Below are 17805 nucleotides of genomic sequence, written 5' to 3'. Positions count from 1 at the left end.
TCGCCCCAAACGAGAAGCGGGAGGCATGCGCCCCCACCGATCAGGTGATGCAACGAATCACCCCATGAACTGCCCGCCGTTGATATCGACATTGGCCCCGGTGATGAAGCCGGACTCCTTGTCGGCCAGGAATACCACTAGCCGCGCGATCTCTTCCGGCGTGCCATAGCGCTTTACCGGAATGGTCTCACGGATCGCCTCGCGCACGTTCTCGGGAATTTTCATGATCATGTCAGTGGCAATATAGCCAGGTGATACGGTATTGACGGTGATGCCCTTGGTAGCGGTCTCCTGGGCCAACGCCATGGTCAGGCCGTGCATGCCGGCCTTGGCGGCCGAATAGTTGACCTGACCGAACTGGCCCTTGCGTCCGTTGATCGAGGAAATGTTGATGATGCGCCCATGCTTCTGCTCGAGCATGCTCTCGATGACGCTGCGGCAGGTGTTGAAAACCGTGTTGAGGTTGGTGTCAATGACTTCGTGCCACTGCTCGGGTGTCATCTTCTTCATCGTACCGTCGCGGGTGATCCCGGCACAGTTAACCAGTACGCCGATTGGCCCGTGAGCCGCTTCGATTTCCTTCACACCAGCTTCGCATGCCTGATAGTCGGTCAGGTCGATACCTGACAGGGAGATATTGTCGAATCCCTCGGCCTTCTGAGTCTCGAGCCAGGTCTTGGCCTTTTCCGGGTTATGGTAACCCGCTATCACGTGGTAACCCGCACCGGCGAGCGCACGACAGATAGCCGAGCCGATCCCTCCGGTTCCTCCGGTTACCCATGCAACGGATGCTGTTTGGGTCATAGTCCACCTCCCTGATCATGGCACTTGCTAGTCGCATTGCTCGACCTGGCACTACAGGCCTGCTGTAACAGGATGCTGACTGAAGGGCTTGCCTTCAAGCTTCCCCTCCTGATTATGGACACAAGCGCAGCACTTGCACTAACAACGTCTCCCACCTTGACACAGCGCAGAAAAAGCGTAGAATTCGCCTCACGTTGATGCGGGGTGGAGCAGTCTGGTAGCTCGTCGGGCTCATAACCCGAAGGTCGTCGGTTCAAATCCGGCCCCCGCTACCAAATATGAAGACCGAGGCCATGAAGCCTCGGTTTTTTTGTTGTTCAAGGTCAGCGGTCCCCACTGCCCAATGCGCGAATCGAGGCCTATGCCTCGGTTTTTTATTGCCCGCTATAAAAGCTCATACGACCTGATGCTTCAGGGCAGATCACGCGCTGCCAACGCTATGCTGCGGTCGTCGCCGCTGGTGCCGCGGCAGAAGCTCTCGCTGTAGAAGCGACGAACCAGTTCGCGCTGGCGCAGCCGCCCGCGGCGCAGGTCATCAAGCCAGTGGCTGAGCTGCCCCGAAACCTGCACGCCATCGAACGAAACCAGCTTCTCGGCGGCGCCGTCGCTCATCAGGGCGATGCCGGTCAAAGCCGTCGTCGTCTCGATGCCGTACTGCACCTGCTCGAAGGCCAGGCGTTCATCGACGAACAGCGTCTGGTTGGCAAACTCCCTCTTGCCGCGCTCGCCCAACGTGCAGAGGCTCGGCATCAGCTCGGGCTCCTCCACCACAGCGTCCGGCGTCTCTTGCGCAGCGCTCACCGGCACCGCGCGCTCCAGCACGAGTTCGCCATCGCCCACCTTGAGCCACAGCAGTCTCTCGCGGCCTACCAGCGCCAGCAGCAGCGTGCAGCGCAGGTCGCGCACCGGCCGGCACTGCTCGGCCGCCCGATCGTGCAGCGTGCCCTTGGCATGGCGCACCAGCAGCCCGGCCAGCTGCTCCACGGCATCGGCCGTGGGTGCTTCGCAGCCATCGAGCAGCCAGGCCAGTTGGGCCTCCAGGGTATCGGCCAGCCGCAGCATGGCACTGACCAGGGTGCGCGCACCGAGATCCGAGGCCGGCGAGCTGCCGGCGCCATCGGCCAACACCAGCGCCGGCCGCGGCGCCGTCACGCCGCCCGCTGCGTCCTGGCAGGGCATGGGCGGTGTTCTCTCCACATGGCTCAGTCCGGCCGTGGCCACGGCCAGAGTCGACCAGCACGATGTGCTCTCATTCGGGAAGGCGAGTAACTCAGCGGGCATGCAGTACCTGCGAACGCTGAGGCCGGCCCGGCGTGGCAAGCTGCACGGCGTACTCGCCGGCCGCCATCGCCTCGCGATATTCACTCAGCGCAACATGCCATTGAGACAGCGTGGCACGCTGGACGGGCGCATCGGCCCCGGCCGTGAAAGTGGTCACGAACATGTCGCGAATGGTCTCGGGCAGCTCGCGCCAAAGTTCATACCATACGCCCTGGGGCACGTCGCGCTGACCGCGACCGTAGGCGAAATTACCACGGCGAAGATTGCGCACCGGGTCGTCGCCACCAACGATATCGTAGGGATGTCGCCCCAACATCAGGCACTTGAACAGTACGATGGCCAACGAAAAGGCTTCGCTTCGCGGCGTGCGTACGACATGGCGGAAGGAGACGCCTTGATGCTCCTTGGGCGTCATGTCCGGGCTGCCCACGGGGCAGGGATAGAAGGTGCCGCCGACCCTCAACTGGTAGCTGTCGCAATCGATCAGTGTCACCTGGTCGGACGACGGCACGCAGAAGACGTTGTTGAGGTTGTAGTCGCCGATGCAGACCCCGGCATCGTGCAGTTGCTGGACGATCTCGACGAAGCGAATCAGGTAGCCGACGACCCGGCGCCGGTCGAGACCGGGAAAATATCGTTGATAGAGTAGGGCGTGGGCCAGGAAACTCATCTTCACCCCGCGAGCCCGGTACATGGCGAAGCCGATCCAGTGCTGCTGCTGGTCAAAGACCCGGATCAACGGCCAACACACGTCGCGAGTCATGTGTGCGTCACGCAGGGCGCGCATGGCTTCTACCTTGCGATGCAGCTCCTCGCCACGCTTATCGAGCACCTCGGGGTAGTACCACTTGACGATGACATCGGGACGGTCGCGCAGCGCGTAGATCTCTCCCTCGCCCCCGCGTTCCAGGCGCTTGCCGAGCTGGCGCTCCTTGCCCTGCGAATCCATGACTACCCGTCCGCGTGTTACCACTCGACCTCCTCCAATGCCACTCCTCGCACCCATTATCATATCTCGTGCCGCAGGCTGACATCGCGTACCGCATGCGTCTGGAGCCGTCATGGTGACGCCGCCCGCTTAGATGCTGTCCCAACTATCCGTCGGCGGCAGTTTGACTTGGTCGGTAGTCGACGAGGATGCCGAGACGCGGCTCATGCTGGCCGAGAGCCAGAGGAAAAATTCCCGGAATTTCAGCCCGTCGAGACGCTTGGCCTGCCGGGTGGAAAAAGCACTCAGGGCCTCGAGATCCGCCTCCTCGACGCCCACCGGCATCACCACCAGCTTGCGCTGCTGAGCCAGGGTTCGCGCCCTCACCGAAACCGCCTGCCACTGGTCGGTCGGCACGCCATCACTGATGACCACGAGCCACGGCTGGTAATAGGCGACCCCCGCCTTGCGATAGGCCGCGGTGCGCTCCTCAAGGCGATCCAGCGCCAGCTCCATGGCGCTGCCCAGCGGGGTCAGGCCAGAGGCAGTGAACTGGCGGCACTGAGATATGTTCATGGCCGTGGTGAAGGGCAGCTGTTCAGTCACCTTGCCACCGGCGGTGATCACGCCCAGCTCGACCGAGCAGGCGGCCATATCGTCCTCCTGAATCGCCGAAATGAAAGCCTGCACGCCAGCGTTCAATTCACGGATCGGCTGCCCGAACATCGAGGCGGACGTGTCCAGCACCAGCATGCAGGCGCATCTCGGTGAAGGGTTATCGATCAGGTCGCTGTCGCGATTCAGTCGGTACGTTGCCATCCCACGGTCCTCATATCTGGACGCCCGGCCCCGTCGGGGCGAACGAACACGAGACTACCACAGCCCCCGCCCGGTTGCCGCGTTCACTGCCCCACTCCAGCCAACGCGACGCGCGGCAAGCCCCTTGCCCCTTGAATCCCGCCACCTTTACCCGCATCTTTCAAACAAACTCATCTCTTTTCCCAAGGCCTTACCCATGTCCATCGTCGACCCTCGCAGCGGTGCCCCGCTAACGGCACCCCAGGAACCCTCTTCCCCTTCACGAGACACGGCACCCAGCGACGAGCAGCTCATCGTCGACGTCGATCGCAACAACATCCAGCAGTTGTTGGAACTCTCCATGCAGGTGCCGGTGCTGCTCGACTGCTGGGCTCCTTGGTGCCAGCCATGCAAGGCACTGATGCCAATCTTGGAGAAGCTGGCGCGCGAATATCGCGGTACCTTCATCCTGGCCAAGCTCAACATCGAGGATAACCAGGAGATCGCCGCCCAGCTCGGCGTACGCTCGGTGCCAGACGTCAAGCTGATCAGCCAAGGCGGCCTGGTGGATCACTTCCAGGGGGCACTGCCGGAGAAGGAGGTTCGCGAATGGCTAGGGCGTTATTTCCCCGCCCCTGGGGATGCCCCGGCAAGTCCCGAAGAGCAGGCCGCCGAAGCCTTGGCCCAGGGTGACGCCGCTACGGCACGCGCCCTCTACGAGCAGCTCGTGCAGCAAAATCCCGATCATGCTCCCTACCAGGTAGAGCTGGCCCGGGCTCTGGTGGCGGAGAGCCGCAGCGAGGAGGCCCTGGCGCTGCTCGACAATCTGCCGCCGGAGGAGCGCGATGCCGCCCCGGCACGCGGCGTGCGCGCCAGCATCGAATTCCGCAAGGAGGCGCCTGGCAACGACGAGCTGGCTGCACTGGCCGGTCGCGATGACAGCGAGGCGCGCTACAAGCGCGCCCTGCGCCAAGTGGCTGACGGCGACTATGAGGGCGGGCTTGAAGGGCTGCTCGAGGTCATGCGCCGTGACCGCGGCTATGGCGACGATGCGGCGCGCAAGACCTTGCTGCGGGTCTTCGACGCCCTGGGCGCCGACCATCCCCTGACTGTCACCTATCGTCGCCGGCTGTTCACCCTGCTCTATTGATCCGCCTTGCCGAAGCGGCAGGTGGCCCGGCGGGACACCTGCCGCTTCGGCCTATGTCCTCAACACCGTATCCAGGCGCAGCAAGGCTTCGTCCAGCTGCGCTGCCGTGGTGCCGAAGTTGAGCCGTACGAAGCCCGGCCAGCCAAAATCGGCACCATCAGAGAGCGCGACTCCCGCCTCCTGCATCAGAATACGCTGCGGCGAGCCCTGGCGACCTGCCAGCCCCTCGGCATGGCGCAGGTCGAGCCAGGCCAGATAGGTCGATTGCGGTACGCTCATGCTCGCGCCCGGCCACGTGGCGACGCGCTCGCTGAGCGTCTGGCGGTGACCGCGGAGCGTCTCAAGCAGGGCCTGGCGCCATGTACTGCATTGGCCGTAGGCGACCTCGGCAGCCACCAATCCCAATACGTTGACATCCGGCAGCAATCCTCGCATGGCGGCGGCAAAACGCTGACGCAGCGAGGCATCGGAAATCACCGCGCAGGCCGTGGTGAGACCGGCAAGATTGAAGGTCTTGGATGGCGCCCACAGCGTGATGATACGTGCCGCCAGGGACGGAAAAGCAGCGGCCAGAGGGCGGTGCACGGCACCATTATCTAGCAGTAGGTCGCAGTGCAGCTCGTCGGATACCACCAGCAGGTCGTGCCGTTCGATCAAGGCCGCCAGTCCGGCCAGCTCCTCATGCCGCCAGACCCGGCCGGTGGGATTATGGGGATGGCACCACAGCAGCAGTCGCGTCTCGGGTGTTATCGCCGCCTCCAGCGCTTCCAGGTCGAGCCGCCACGGCTCACCGGGAGCCGCTGGCTCGCCCAGTGGAGCCTGCTGGGCCAGGCGTCCGGTACGCTCGGCCACCTTCAGGAACGGTGGGTAGATCGGTGTGCTGGTCAGCACCCCCTCGCCTGGCGAGGTCAAGGCCAGGCTGGCCAGGTGCAGGGCCGGCACCACGCCGGGCAGCCACAGCTGCCACTCCGGCTCGATCGGCCAGTCGTACTCCCGGGCACTCCACTCACAGAGGGTGCGCTCGAGGCTATCGGGCACCACGCCATAGCCGAAGACACCGTGATCGACCCGTGCCCGCAGCGCTTCGATCATCTGCGGGGGGGAGAGAAAATCCATGTCGGCCACCCATAGCGGCAGGATGCTGGCATCATAGCGGTGCCACTTCTGCGACGGCCACTCGCCCCCGGCGGGGTGGCGACGCTCGACGGGCGTGGCAAAATCGAACTCCATGTTCTCTCCTCGGGAAGCAGCAGTATGAGCAAAACCATGCCGCAAAGCGGCTTCTATGCCAAGGTACGGCGAGGCATGTCGGCGCTGATCGGCCAGTGGCGTGAGCTCGGCCAGGGCGATTCGGACCGCCTCGCGCTGATCCTTGCCGAGACGGCCCGGGTGGCCCGCCTGGGCGAACCCGAGGCCACTCCCGACGGCGCGAAGCTCGAGGCCTGGAGCCAGCCAGGATCGGAAGACGACATTCCACTGTGGGCGGCACGTACCGCCGCCTTCCTCCTAATCCAGATGCCGGCACGCCCGGTGCCGAAGAGCGACGACGAGGCCTGTGCCTGGGCCTACTGCTGGCTACGCAATCGCGATTTCGCCAGCGTCGACGCAGCGCGCACCGCGCTGCCTGCTCATCTGCAGGAGAAACTGACCCACGCGGTGGGAGCCGCCTGGGCCGACCGTCAGGGTCTGCGACTCATCTAACCGCGGCCCCATTGCACCACTGCAAGGAAAATTCATCATGGAAGTCCCCCTGAGCTGGCAGTTGGCCAAGCTCGCGGTATCGATCGGTATCGTGCTCGGTCTGTCGATCGTGGCCGAGCGTGTCAGCACCCGAGTGGCCGGCCTGCTTTCCGGCTACCCGCTGGGTACGGCCATCGCGCTGTTTTTCATCGGTCTGGAGATTTCACCCGGCTTCGCCGCCGAGAGCGCCGTGTTCAGCCTGGCTGGCTTCACCGCCACCATGGCGCTGGGCGGCGGCTACCTGCTGTGCGGTCGCCAGGACGGGCTTCGCGGTGTGCTGAGTGGCACCGCTGGCGGCCTCGCCGCCTGGTGGCTGACCAGCCTGGTGCTGACACGCTTCGATTTCGATCGCTTGAGCGGCACCCTGGTGACGCTGGCTGCTATCTTCGCCTTCACTTGGCTCTATCGGCACGTGCCGGAGACCCGGGTCAGGGTGCGTCATGACAGCTCACGCTGGAGACCGCTTGTGCTTCGCGCCGGGCTTGCCACCGCCATTGTCTTCCTGGTCACCGGCCTGGCCCACGTGCTGCCGGCTTCCTGGGCCGGCATGCTGGCGGCGTTTCCGATTTCGATGTATCCGCTATTGGTGATCCTGCACCTCACCCACGGCGCGGCGCCGGCCGCCACGGTGATCAAGCACTATCCGGCCGGCCTGGGTGCACTGCTCTGCTACGCCCTTTGCATCTCGCTCAGCTATGCCACGTTGGGCCTGCTGTGGGGCACTCTGGCGGGCTTCGCGGTCGCTACCCTGTGGCTACTGGGCTGGATGCGGCTGCAAGCATGGCATGGCGAGAGGCAGTCCGCCGGCACTTGACCTAGCGTTTGCTCGGGGCAATGCTGTTCAACTGTTACCGGCATGCCACAAGACCGCAAACAACATAGGGATTCTCACATGTTCATGCGTACCATCGAACCCGCCTTCTACGACACCGATGCCCTCGGCCATGTCAACAATACCCGGCTGCCCGCCTGGTTCGAGCTGGCACGCAACGACTTGTTCCGTCTGTTCACGCCGGACCTGGACCCACGCAAATGGCGGCTGATCATGGCGCGCATGGAGATCGACTATCGTGCCGAGTTGCACTACGGCAGCGACATCGAGATCCGCACCTACGTTTCGCGGCTGGGTAACAGCTCCTTCACCGTCACTCAGGAAGCGTGGCAGAAGGGCGAGCTGACCAACCTGGGGCATACCGTGATGGTGCATTTCGACCACGACCTGAAACGTGCCGTACCCCTCGCGGGTGAGCTACGCACCGCACTCGAGGCCCACCTGCAACCGCTCGAGGAGACAAGCGACGCATGACCCCGGCCGTCAAGGCGCTGGAGCGCGACGGCGCCACCTTCGAGCTGCTCAGCTACGAACACGATCCCCGCTCGCCAGCCTACGGCGAGGAGGCAGCACGCGCCCTGGGCCTCGATCCCAACTGCGTGTTCAAGACTCTGGTCACCCGCCTCGACGATGGGCGCCTGACGGTAGGCATCGTGCCGGTAACCGGCCAGCTCGACCTCAAGGCGCTGGCCAAGGCAGCCGGTGCCCGGCGTGCGAGCATGGCCGAGGCGGCCGAAGCCGAACGCGCCACCGGCTACGTGCTGGGCGGCATCAGTCCGCTGGGCCAGAAGAAGCGGCTGCCCACTTTTCTAGATGCCAGCGCCGAGGGCCTCGAGCGGATGCACGTCAGCGGCGGACGGCGCGGCCTCGAGATCGCCCTGGCCCCCGCCGACCTGATTCGCCTGTGCCAGGCTCGCCTGACATGCCTGGCCCGAACCTGAATCTGCATGAGCCAATCCCGGCATCATGTGGTCAAAGCTCCATGACCCGCAGCAATGCGGGCCATTCATCGCCGCCAGGAGTCCATCATGGCCATCCGCTACAACCTCTGGCTCGACCCCGACAACGTTGCCCAACACCGTGCCGTCGAAGCCGACCTGGAGCGCTATTTCATGGAGCGTTTTGCCGATTACCCCCATATCCGCTTGTTCGGAGCCGATCCCTACGATTATGATGCGCCGTTCAATCGCCTCTACGACGTGCTGATGGCACGGGCCAACGAGTATTGCGAACGCCAGTGGCGCGGCTACGTGCCCACGCCCGAGCAGCTCAACCGAACCTTCTTTCGCGCCGTGGGCCGCTCCAACAAGTTCGTACGGGACCGCAACGATGGTGATTCAGACCGACCAGACGCCTGACGCCCGCCAGCTGACCATCATCACCGAGCAGTTGGGGCGAGCCCCGCGCGGCATCGAAGCGGTCGCCGCCACCGATGGCGAAGGCACTCCCCTGGTGCTGCGCATGGCCCCCATCGTCGACGGCAAGCCCTTTCCCACGCTCTATTGGCTCTGCTCCGAGCGGCTCAAGATCGACATCTCCCGCATCGAAGCCAGCGGGGTGATCAAGCAGCTCGAAGCAAGGCTGCGTAACGATGCCGATTTTCTCGCCGCCTACCATGCCAGCCATCGCGATTATGTCGAGACCCGCTGGCGCTACATGAGCGCAGTGCAGCGTAGCGAAGTCGAGCGTCTCGGCTACGAGGCGGTGTTGCGCGAGCGCGGCATCGGCGGCATCGCCAACTGGGACCAGGTGCGCTGCTTGCATACCCAGTACGCCCACCATCTCTGCGGCTCCAATGTCATCGGTCAGTGGCTCGACGCCGAATTCGCCGTGGCCGACACGCTGCCCTAAGACCACAACCAGCCTTTCGAAGCCTCTCCCGGCCGGCTAGGATAAGGGCTTGCCAAGGAGATACGCATGTCAAGATTCTGTGTTTACCTGGGCTCCCGCGACGGTCGGGATCCCGCCTTTCTGGAAGCGACCCAGGCCCTGGGACGTGAACTGGCCGCACGTGGCCACTGCCTGGTCTATGGCGGCGCCCGCATCGGTCTGATGGGTGCGTTGGCCAACGCCGTGCTGGAAGGCGGCGGTGACGTCATCGGGGTGATGCCCGATCATCTGGTGGAGCGGGAGCAGGCGCACCAAGGGCTTCCCACGCTGATTCGCGTGAACAACATGCACGAGCGCAAGGCCAGCATGGCGGCTCACGCCGATGCATTCATCGCCTTGCCCGGTGGCATCGGTACCCTGGAAGAGCTGTTCGAGGCCTGGACCTGGCAGTACCTGGGGCTGCACGACAAGCCTATCGGCGTACTCGATACCGCCGGCTTCTATTCACCGCTGCTGACTTTCCTCGACAGCACCGTGGAGCACGGCTTCCTCAACGCCCGTACCCGATCCTGTCTGATCGATGCCGAGGAGCCCGCCACCCTGCTGGATGCCCTGGAAGCCCGCCTCGCCGAGACCGCAACCTAGGAGGCCGCCCATGCATGCCATTGCCGTCGATGAAGATCGCCTGCTCCGGCGCGAGCATGTGCAGCGGGACGCCAACATCGGCAAGGTACTGCTCGCGGTAAGCGGCGAGGACTGAAGAGGGCTATCAGTCGGCCTGCTCGAGCGTTCGCTGATAAGTGAGCTGCAGCAACCGCGCATCCTCACCGGCACGGTGCCGGCGTATCCCCAGCTCCCTGACCAGCGCTTCCCGGGTACGGTGCCACAGGGCCAGTTGATGTTCGTTGAGCAGAATACGCAGCGCTTCGAGGCGAAAGGCAGGCAGCATGCCAGCATGATGGAACAGCAACGACAGCCAGGTATTGTCATAGCCCCAGCTATCGCTGTAGGCCATGCCGATCACGCTCAGCTCATCATTGAGCCAGCGAGCCACCTGGGCCACGGGCAGCCCTTCGCGCAGCAGCCGCGTCCGGGAGATACCATGCAGCAGCTCGGCCTTGGGGTCCCAATGGGTCCACTCATCCAGGGGTTGGATGAGAAAGGCACAGCAGCTTCCATCGGCCCGTGCCAGGCCGATCTCGATAGGGTAGCTACCGCGCCCGAATCCGGACGCCTCGATATCCAGCAATGTCGGGAGCGTCACGAATGGGCGTGTCCTCGAGAGTAGGGCCGGCTGGCGGAAGCCGTTAAGGGAAAGGTTAGTGTCGGGCCTGGATGTCGTCGCTGTCCAGCTCGCCACCTTCCAGGCCCGCATGACGGTCGGAAAGAGCCTGCCAGCGAGCGGCCTGGACGCCATCCACCGGCAGCCCGAGCTCGCCCAGCCGGTAGGCCTTGGCCAGGCGTGCGGCAGCAAGTGGATGCCCGGCCTCGCCGGCACGGGCATACCAGGTCACGGCACGCTCCTCACGGCGAGGGTACTGGGCGCAGCCGTGCTCGAGAATCCTTCCGGCCTGGTATTGAGCCTTGAGGTTGCCGGCCTGCGCCGCCTCGAGAACGTAACGGGCGCCGCGCGCCTTGTCCTGGGGACTGATGCCACGATGAAAGAGCATATGCCCATAGAGCGAGAGCGCGCCAGGGTGACCGGCGTCGGCGCAACGCTCGAAGAGATGCATGGTCAAGCGCTGAGTTCGCGGCGAGCGCGGCAACCAGCTCGTATGGAACAGCTGTTCTGCAAGACGGTATTCGAGTCGGGTGAACAGTGATGATGCCTGCGTCATGTGCAAACAACCTTGCGTTCGTCTTGAAGACGCATGACGGATCCACACCACCCTGTGGTCTGCGTCATGGCCAGTCTTGGGGCTACCACGGGACTCCGCCGGGGCCGCTGAGGGTCGCCAGCATACGCTCGCCTCGGCGGTGACTCAACCCCTATGATTTGCTGCCTTGTCAGGCCTCGGCTAGCATGGCGTTGGATGCGCAATGAGAACACTACCGATCCCATCTTCTACAGGAGCGACGATGCAGACGCGACCGCTTGGTGACACGGGCATCGAGGTCAGCCGCCTGTGCCTGGGCACCATGACTTTCGGCGAGCAGAACAGCGAAGCCGAAGCACACGAGCAACTCGACCGCGCCGTAGCCTTCGGCATCAACTTCATCGATGCGGCCGAAATGTATCCAGTACCTCCCCGCGCCGAGACACAGGGACGTACCGAAGCCTATATCGGCAGTTGGCTCAAGCGGCGCGACAGCCGCGATGACGTCATCATCGCCACCAAGGTGACCGGCCCCGGCCTCGAGCATATCCGCGGTGGTCCACGCCTCGATCGCCAGCACATCCACCAGGCCATCGATGCCAGCCTTGCCCGGCTGCAGACCGATTATGTCGACCTCTACCAGTTGCACTGGCCCGAACGCTCGACCAACTATTTCGGCCGCCTGGGCTATGAGCACGACGAAGAGGAAGAAGCCATCCCGCTGGAAGAAACCCTGGGAGTACTCAAGGAACTGGTCGATGCCGGCAAGGTTCGCGCCATCGGCCTTTCCAACGAAACGCCATGGGGTGTGATGAAGGCCCTGCAATTGGCCGAACGACTCGACCTGCCGCGGGTGGCCTCGATCCAGAATCCTTACAACCTGCTCAACCGGTCTTTCGAAGTCGGCCTGGCCGAGGTCGCTCATCGCGAGAACGTGGGTCTGTTGGCCTATTCGCCGCTCGGCTTCGGCGTACTGTCCGGCAAGTATCTGAATGGTGCGCGCCCCGAAAACGCTCGCCTGTCGCTGTTCGAGCGCTTCAAACGCTATACCTCACCGCTCGCCGAGCAGGCTACCCGCGCCTATGTCGATATCGCCCGGGAAAACGAACTGGATCCGGCCCAGATGGCGCTGGCCTTCGTCAACTCGCGCAGTTTCCTCACCAGCAACATCATTGGCGCCACTACGATGGAACAGCTCGAGAGCAACCTGGCCAGTGAGGCGCTCAAGCTCGAACAGAGCGTGCTCGACGCCATTGATGAGGTACACCGGCAGATTCCGAACCCTTGCCCTTGAAGGCGCCTTCTTCGCCAACTTTCTCATGCTCCAGGGCTATCGCTACGATAGCCCCGTGATCACCTCGTGGCTGATATACTCGGACCATTCCCGATTCGCCACATCCAGGTACAGGAGTGCCCCATGCTGAGCGTGATCTCGCCGGCAAAGACGCTGGATTTCGAGACCCCTGCCACGACGGCCACCCACTCGCAGCCGGACTTTCTCGACCATAGCCAGCGACTCGTTTCCATCCTCCGTGACTACTCGCCACAGCAGTTGAGCGAGCTGATGGGCATCAGCGACAAGCTGGCCGGGCTCAACGCCGCCCGTTTCGCCGAATGGCAGCCCCGTTTCACGCCCGAAAACGCCAAGCCGGCAGCCCAAGCCTTTCAGGGCGACGTTTACGTGGGCCTCGAGGCGAGCACATTCAGCGACGACGATAACGAATTCGCCCAGCGACACCTGCGTATCCTCTCAGGACTGTACGGCCTGCTGCGCCCGCTCGATCTGATCCAGCCCTACCGCCTCGAGATGGGGACTCGGCTACCCAACCCGGCCGGCAAGGATCTTTACGCGTACTGGCAAGACACCCTGACCGGAGCGCTCAACGAAGCCATTGCCGCAAGCGGCTCGAAGGTGCTGGTAAACCTGGCCTCCAACGAGTACTTCAAGGCCGTCGATACCAAGCGGCTGGATGCTCGTGTGATTACACCAGTGTTCAAGGACGAGAAGAACGGCAAGTTCAAGATCATCAGCTTCTATGCCAAGAAAGCGCGAGGTCTCATGGCTGCCTGGATGATTCGTCAGCGTCTGAATGCCCCTGAGGATCTCAAGGCGTTCGATGTGGCGGGTTATGCCTTCAGCCCCGCCATGTCGGAAGGCGACACCCTGGTCTTCACTCGCCGCGAGGACCAGAGTTGAGCGGATCAGAAGAAACGTAGCGGCCGCGCCGAACGTGGCTTGAGATAACGCCTGTGGATTTGGCGGAAAGACTCCTCGTCACAGCGCTCGAGCCACTCGTAGGCCACCATGTCGGCACTCACCGGGGTCGCGCCCGCACGTATCATGCGCTCGCGGGCGAGCCTTGCCTCCTCCGCGCGCCGGCTGACCGTCGCCTCGCTGAGCCAGTACACCTCGTAGCCCGCTTCCAGCAGCCCCAGGCCAGTCTGCAACACGCAAATATGCGCTTCGCTGCCGCACAACACGATCTGTCGCTTGCCGCTCGCCTCGAGCGCAGCGGCAAAATCCGGCTCGGCATGGGCATTGAAGTGCACCTTATGCCACAATCGATGGCCGGGTAGCGCTTCCAGCAGCCGCGGCTCACTGCCACCCAGGCCTTGGGGGTACTGTTCCGTGAGCCAGACCGGTACGTCCAGGATGCTGGCGATTCCTCCCAACCACGCCGCCTCAGCCACGGCCTGATCAGCACCATCGATGACCGGCAGCAGGCCGGCCTGAAGGTCCACGATCAGCAGCAGACTCTGTTTGCTTGTCACGCGCATGATTTCTTCCCATTTTTTGTCATCATGGCCTCAGCATACCCGTTAGAATGAGACTCCCAAATTCGACTTTACCTCCACTCCTTGCAGAGAGAACCCTTCGATGCGTCACTTTCTCGCCATGCTGATGGTCGCTGTGCTGGGCTTTGGCCTGGCCGTCGAACATGCCGAAGCCCGTCGCATGGGCGGCGGCAGTAATGTTGGTAGCTTCTCGCGCTCGGCCGACCGGCCAGCTGCAGCTCCCAGCCAGGCCGCTCCGGCACGCCAGGCACAACCGAACCAGGCCACCGGCTCACGCATGCCCGGCATGCTGGGGGGCATGCTCGCCGGCGGGCTGCTGGCGGCGCTGTTCTTCGGTGGCGCCTTCGACGAACTTCGGCTGATGGACATCCTACTGATCGCCGGCCTTGGTTTCCTGCTGTTCCGACTGTTGGCGCGCCGCCGCACCGTTGCTGCCGCCGGCCCCCAGCAAACGGCCGAGCACCAGTCGCCGATCGAGCCCCAGACCTTCCAATCGATGCCCGGCGCTCCGGTGGACGGTACCACCTTCGGCAGCCTGCCAGCCTGGTTCGACCGCGAACGCTTTCTTTCCGGCGCCAAGGAGCATTTCATGACCCTGCAGCGCGCCTGGGACAATAACGATTTCGCGGGTATCCAAGAGTACGTCACGCCCGAACTCTACAACTTGCTGCGTGAAGAGCGCAGCAAGCAACCGACCAACAATCGCACAGAGGTCGTTCGTTTGTTCGCAGAACTCGGCGATGTACACGAGACCGGCGGCAGGGCCGAGGCCACAGTGATCTTTCACGGTATTCTCGACGAGAACGGTGAGCAGACCGAGTTCAACGAGACCTGGCACTTGGTCCGCGAGGTGCGCGATGGAGAACCCTGGTATTTGCAGGGTATAGAGCAAAACGCTGGATAGACCTTGGCATGTTGCGAGGCAGGCCGGCGCATGCCGGCCAGATCCAACACGACTTCAAGACTCTTCGGCTGCATCCTCCTCTATCTCATCTCCCACCCCTTCCAGCCGCTCTCCCAAATCCTTCATGGCACGGTCGATGTTCCGATCCACTTTCTCTCCTGAGCTGGAATCATCACAGCCGGCAAGGCCACCCAGTGAGACAACTATCAGCAAGGCGGACAGCATGGCTCTCATTGGCGCATCATCCTTGGCTATGTCGCAGCGGATATGGCCGCGACTCATCCTAGCGACTCCTGATAATCACCAACGTTCCCACGCTCTACGAGAAAGAACCCAAATACGTCATGCGATTACCTCCAATCAACTGAGGTAAAGCGAGACATGGCGGATTGGCGCCGAATGCAATGGTTCAGCGGCAGGCTACGCCGATAGAGCTGCCATTTCCCGATAGAGATCCGCCTTACCCTCGAAGCCGATTCCCGGCAGATCAGGCAGCGTCACGAAGCCGTTCTCGACCCTCACGCCATCGGGAAAACCACCGTATGGCTGGAAGAGATCGGGGTAAGATTCGTTACCTCCCAGGCCCAGGCCGGCCGCGATATTCAAGGACATCTGGTGACCGCCATGTGGAATACAGCGGCTGGCCGACCAGCCATGCTCCGTGAGCATGTTAAGCGTGCGGAGATACTCGACCAGGCCATAGCTCAATGCGCAATCGAACTGGAGCCAGTCGCGATCGGGGCGCATCCCGCCGTAGCGAATCAGGTTACGCGCGTCCTGCATCGAAAAGAGGTTTTCCCCGGTCGCCATGGGGTTCGTGTAAAAGCTGCGCAATACGGCCTGCAGTTCGAAATCCAACGGATCGCCCGGCTCTTCGTACCAGAACAGATCGTACTGCGACAGTGCCTTTGCATAGGCGATCGCGGTCTCCAGGTCGAAGCGACCATTGGCGTCCACACAGAGTTTCTGGCCGTCCTGCAGTACTTCCATGATGGCGTCGATGCGACGCAGGTCCTCTTCCAGCGAAGCCCCTCCGACCTTCTTCTTGACCACCGTATAGCCACGATCGATATAGCTGCGCATCTCATCCTGCAGCTTCTTGTAGTCCTGGCCCGGATAGTAGTAACCACCAGCGGCGTACACGAAGACCTTGCGGTTCGGCCTGCCATTTCCATAGCGTTCTGCCAGTAACTGGAACAGCGACTTGCCTTCGATCTTGGCAACTGCGTCCCATATGGCCATGTCGATGGTTCCAATGGCTACCGAACGCTCACCATGGCCGCCAGGCTTCTCATTGGTGAGCATAGTGTCCCAGACCTTGTGCGGATCGAGGTTACTTCCGGTCTCGTCGACCAACGAGTCGGGCTCGGCCTCCAGCAAACGCGGAATAAAGCGTTCGCGCATGAGCGTACCTTGGCCATAGCGGCCATTTGAGTTGAAGCCGTAACCCACGACGGGCTTGCCGTCACGGATCACATCGGTGATGACCGCCACCAGGCTCAAGGTCATTTTGCTGAAATCGATATACGCATTACGTATGGAAGAGCTGATGGGCACGGTCTTTTCGCGGATCTCGACGATCTTCATACTTGGCTCCAAACAGTGTCATGGAGTCGTTATGATCGATATCCTCGAGCCTTTCAGCCAATGTTCAATTTCTCTCGCCTCATGCACTGGACGAACCGGCCGTGAATTTCATCTGGCTTGAAGACTTCCTTGCCCTGGCAGATACGGGCAACTTTTCGCGGGCTGCAGAGCAGAGGCACAGCTCGCAGCCTGCCTTCAGCCGCCGTATCCGCGCCTTGGAAGAGTGGATCGGGGTGGATTTGCTCGACAGAAGCACCCAGCCGGCCAGACTGACAGAGACGGGAGAGTGGTTCCGCGGAGTGGCGCAGGAAATGCTGGCACGAGTTTCACGGATACCTGGCGATGCCAAACGGGTGACAGAAGCCAGCGCGATGACACTGCGGCTAGCCTCCACTCACGCCCTATCCTTCACATTCCTGCCGCGCTGGCTACGCAGCCTGGAGTCGGGCACGGCACTCGGTCCATTGCAGCTGATGTCAGACGTCCTGCAACGCTGCGAAGGGCTCATGCAGCAAGGAAAAGTACAGTTCGTCGTAAGCCATGCACACCCTCAAGCTCGAGGCCTCCTGGACTCGGATAGCTATCTTTCTGCCCGAGTTGGCAATGACAGGCTGATTCCTGTCTCCATTCCGGATGCCAAGGGCGGGCCACGCTTCGCTCTAGTGGCGACAAATAGCGAGGTGCCGATGCTTCGATACAGCGAGGAGTCGGGGCTTGAGCGCATCATTCGTGCGGTGTTTGGCCACCTCCTGGAGACATCCACCTTGCAACCGGCCTTTACCGCACACCTCGCCTCGGTACTTCGCACCATGGCGCTTGATGGCCGAGGTCTCGCTTGGCTACCTCAATCCTTGGTGGAGGACGATCTGAACGAGGGCCTGCTGGTCGCAGCAGCAGGAGAAGAGTGGTGCATACCTCTCTCCATCAAGCTCTACAGAGAGCGCGAATTCGCGGGAAAGGCAGCAGAAGAGTTCTGGCGCTTCGTCGTCGAGTCGTCGCCATCGTAACCACGACAGCTGGCCATTCACTTCGGCCACCCCATGCCCATGAAAAAACCCCGCGCACTGTCGTACTCGGGGTTTTGGGAGTGATGCCTGCCGCCCCGGGCAACGCTCCGCTACTTTCCATGGGAGGCCCCTAAACGACGAAACCCAGCCTCTCTCGAAGCTGGGTTTCTGAAAAAATGCCTGACGATGACCTACTCTCGCATGGGGAGACCCCACACTACCATCGGCGCTGAGCGGTTTCACTGCTGAGTTCGGCATGGGATCAGGTGGTTCCCACTCGCTATGGTCGTCAGGCGTAAACGGTTGGAATCATGCTGAGCGATACGTCTCG

The 17805-nt window shown here is 62.7% G+C and carries 22 protein-coding genes, 1 tRNA gene and 1 rRNA gene; 13 read left to right on the top strand and 11 right to left on the bottom strand.

Features of this window, described 5'->3' with window-relative positions; genetic code table 11:
• Positions 1-57: 57 nt before the first annotated feature.
• Positions 58-804, bottom strand: a complete 747-nt coding sequence (gene phbB / locus HOP51_RS11385; RefSeq protein ID WP_234274029.1) for an acetoacetyl-CoA reductase — start codon at positions 802-804, stop codon at positions 58-60.
• A gap of 198 nt (positions 805-1002) precedes the next feature.
• Here phbB and HOP51_RS11380 point away from each other — a divergent pair.
• Positions 1003-1079 (top strand) — tRNA-Met (locus HOP51_RS11380).
• Between the two features lie 136 nt (positions 1080-1215).
• On the opposite strand, the gene HOP51_RS11375 is transcribed toward HOP51_RS11380, so the two are convergent.
• From HOP51_RS11375 to HOP51_RS11365, 3 genes are all read right to left on the bottom strand, one after another.
• A complete protein-coding gene (locus HOP51_RS11375; protein ID WP_234274028.1) occupies positions 1216-1983 on the bottom strand; it encodes a protein phosphatase 2C domain-containing protein in 768 nt (255 codons plus the stop codon).
• Positions 1984-2074: 91 nt separating this feature from the next.
• Positions 2075-3058, bottom strand: coding sequence for a kinase (locus tag HOP51_RS11370; protein ID WP_234274027.1), 984 nt, complete (start codon positions 3056-3058; stop codon positions 2075-2077).
• 105 nt (positions 3059-3163) lie between these two features.
• Complete coding sequence (locus HOP51_RS11365; RefSeq protein ID WP_234274026.1) at positions 3164-3832, bottom strand: vWA domain-containing protein; 669 nt, start codon at positions 3830-3832, stop codon at positions 3164-3166.
• Positions 3833-4028: 196 nt separating this feature from the next.
• Here HOP51_RS11365 and HOP51_RS11360 point away from each other — a divergent pair, with 196 nt between their 5' ends.
• Entirely contained in the window at positions 4029-4961 is a 933-nt protein-coding gene (locus tag HOP51_RS11360) for a tetratricopeptide repeat protein (protein ID WP_234274025.1), read from the top strand.
• Positions 4962-5012: 51 nt separating this feature from the next.
• Here HOP51_RS11360 and HOP51_RS11355 read toward each other — a convergent pair whose 3' ends face one another.
• Positions 5013-6191 carry a MalY/PatB family protein gene (locus tag HOP51_RS11355; RefSeq protein WP_234274024.1) on the bottom strand — a complete coding sequence of 393 codons (1179 nt, stop codon included), beginning with the start codon at positions 6189-6191 and terminating at the stop codon, positions 5013-5015.
• Between the two features lie 36 nt (positions 6192-6227).
• On the opposite strand from HOP51_RS11355, the gene HOP51_RS11350 reads away from it, so the two are divergent.
• The 7 genes from HOP51_RS11350 to HOP51_RS11320 all read left to right on the top strand — a co-directional run bounded on the left by HOP51_RS11350 (position 6228) and on the right by HOP51_RS11320 (position 10008).
• Positions 6228-6662: a hypothetical protein gene (locus HOP51_RS11350; protein ID WP_234274198.1), complete on the top strand. Its 435-nt coding sequence runs from the start codon at positions 6228-6230 to the stop codon at positions 6660-6662.
• 37 nt (positions 6663-6699) lie between these two features.
• A complete protein-coding gene (locus HOP51_RS11345; protein WP_234274023.1) occupies positions 6700-7515 on the top strand; it encodes a hypothetical protein in 816 nt (271 codons plus the stop codon).
• 78 nt (positions 7516-7593) lie between these two features.
• The gene (locus tag HOP51_RS11340; protein WP_234274022.1) at positions 7594-8007 is read left to right on the top strand and encodes an acyl-CoA thioesterase; all 414 of its coding nucleotides are present in this window, start codon (positions 7594-7596) and stop codon (positions 8005-8007) included.
• The gene (gene ybaK, locus HOP51_RS11335) at positions 8004-8474 is read left to right on the top strand and encodes a Cys-tRNA(Pro) deacylase (protein ID WP_234274021.1); all 471 of its coding nucleotides are present in this window, start codon (positions 8004-8006) and stop codon (positions 8472-8474) included. The genes HOP51_RS11340 and ybaK overlap by 4 nt, the downstream gene beginning before the upstream one ends.
• Before the next feature lie 87 nt (positions 8475-8561).
• The gene (locus HOP51_RS11330; RefSeq protein ID WP_234274020.1) at positions 8562-8891 is read left to right on the top strand and encodes a hypothetical protein; all 330 of its coding nucleotides are present in this window, start codon (positions 8562-8564) and stop codon (positions 8889-8891) included.
• Positions 8863-9384: a DUF501 domain-containing protein gene (locus HOP51_RS11325; protein WP_234274019.1), complete on the top strand. Its 522-nt coding sequence runs from the start codon at positions 8863-8865 to the stop codon at positions 9382-9384. The genes HOP51_RS11330 and HOP51_RS11325 overlap by 29 nt, the downstream gene beginning before the upstream one ends.
• Before the next feature lie 66 nt (positions 9385-9450).
• Complete coding sequence (locus HOP51_RS11320; protein WP_234274018.1) at positions 9451-10008, top strand: LOG family protein; 558 nt, start codon at positions 9451-9453, stop codon at positions 10006-10008.
• A gap of 124 nt (positions 10009-10132) precedes the next feature.
• Here HOP51_RS11320 and HOP51_RS11315 read toward each other — a convergent pair whose 3' ends face one another.
• Both HOP51_RS11315 and HOP51_RS11310 read right to left on the bottom strand, forming a co-directional pair.
• Positions 10133-10627 carry a hypothetical protein gene (locus HOP51_RS11315; RefSeq protein ID WP_234274017.1) on the bottom strand — a complete coding sequence of 165 codons (495 nt, stop codon included), beginning with the start codon at positions 10625-10627 and terminating at the stop codon, positions 10133-10135.
• Positions 10628-10682: 55 nt separating this feature from the next.
• A complete protein-coding gene (locus tag HOP51_RS11310; protein WP_234274016.1) occupies positions 10683-11201 on the bottom strand; it encodes a tetratricopeptide repeat protein in 519 nt (172 codons plus the stop codon).
• Positions 11202-11442: 241 nt separating this feature from the next.
• Between HOP51_RS11310 and HOP51_RS11305 the strand changes: the two genes are divergently transcribed.
• Positions 11443-12474 carry an NADP(H)-dependent aldo-keto reductase gene (locus HOP51_RS11305; protein WP_234274015.1) on the top strand — a complete coding sequence of 344 codons (1032 nt, stop codon included), beginning with the start codon at positions 11443-11445 and terminating at the stop codon, positions 12472-12474.
• Positions 12475-12597: 123 nt separating this feature from the next.
• Positions 12598-13377 (top strand): peroxide stress protein YaaA, encoded by a 780-nt coding sequence (gene yaaA / locus HOP51_RS11300; RefSeq protein WP_234274014.1) that lies wholly within the window; start codon positions 12598-12600, stop codon positions 13375-13377.
• A gap of 5 nt (positions 13378-13382) precedes the next feature.
• Here yaaA and HOP51_RS11295 read toward each other — a convergent pair whose 3' ends face one another.
• Entirely contained in the window at positions 13383-13958 is a 576-nt protein-coding gene (locus HOP51_RS11295) for an isochorismatase family protein (protein ID WP_234274013.1), read from the bottom strand.
• 100 nt (positions 13959-14058) lie between these two features.
• On the opposite strand from HOP51_RS11295, the gene HOP51_RS11290 reads away from it, so the two are divergent.
• Positions 14059-14880 carry a Tim44 domain-containing protein gene (locus tag HOP51_RS11290; RefSeq protein WP_234274012.1) on the top strand — a complete coding sequence of 274 codons (822 nt, stop codon included), beginning with the start codon at positions 14059-14061 and terminating at the stop codon, positions 14878-14880.
• A gap of 54 nt (positions 14881-14934) precedes the next feature.
• Here the strand turns inward: HOP51_RS11290 and HOP51_RS11285 are convergent, their stop codons facing one another.
• Together HOP51_RS11285 and HOP51_RS11280 are read right to left on the bottom strand one after the other, a co-directional pair.
• A complete protein-coding gene (locus HOP51_RS11285; RefSeq protein ID WP_234274011.1) occupies positions 14935-15162 on the bottom strand; it encodes a hypothetical protein in 228 nt (75 codons plus the stop codon).
• A gap of 138 nt (positions 15163-15300) precedes the next feature.
• Positions 15301-16467, bottom strand: a complete 1167-nt coding sequence (locus tag HOP51_RS11280; RefSeq protein WP_234274010.1) for a mandelate racemase/muconate lactonizing enzyme family protein — start codon at positions 16465-16467, stop codon at positions 15301-15303.
• Between the two features lie 101 nt (positions 16468-16568).
• Between HOP51_RS11280 and HOP51_RS11275 the strand changes: the two genes are divergently transcribed.
• Entirely contained in the window at positions 16569-17474 is a 906-nt protein-coding gene (locus tag HOP51_RS11275) for a LysR family transcriptional regulator (protein ID WP_234274009.1), read from the top strand.
• A 178-nt stretch (positions 17475-17652) separates the two neighbouring features.
• Here HOP51_RS11275 and rrf read toward each other — a convergent pair.
• Positions 17653-17768: ribosomal RNA gene (gene rrf, locus HOP51_RS11270) — 5S ribosomal RNA — on the bottom strand.
• Between the last annotated feature and the right edge of the window lie 37 nt (positions 17769-17805).

The sequence above is a fragment of the Billgrantia zhangzhouensis genome, assembly GCF_021404465.1.
Lineage (GTDB): Bacteria > Pseudomonadota > Gammaproteobacteria > Pseudomonadales > Halomonadaceae > Halomonas > Halomonas zhangzhouensis.
The sequence above is the reverse complement of the archived record's forward strand: the minus strand, read 5'-3'. Positions and strand labels throughout refer to the sequence as shown.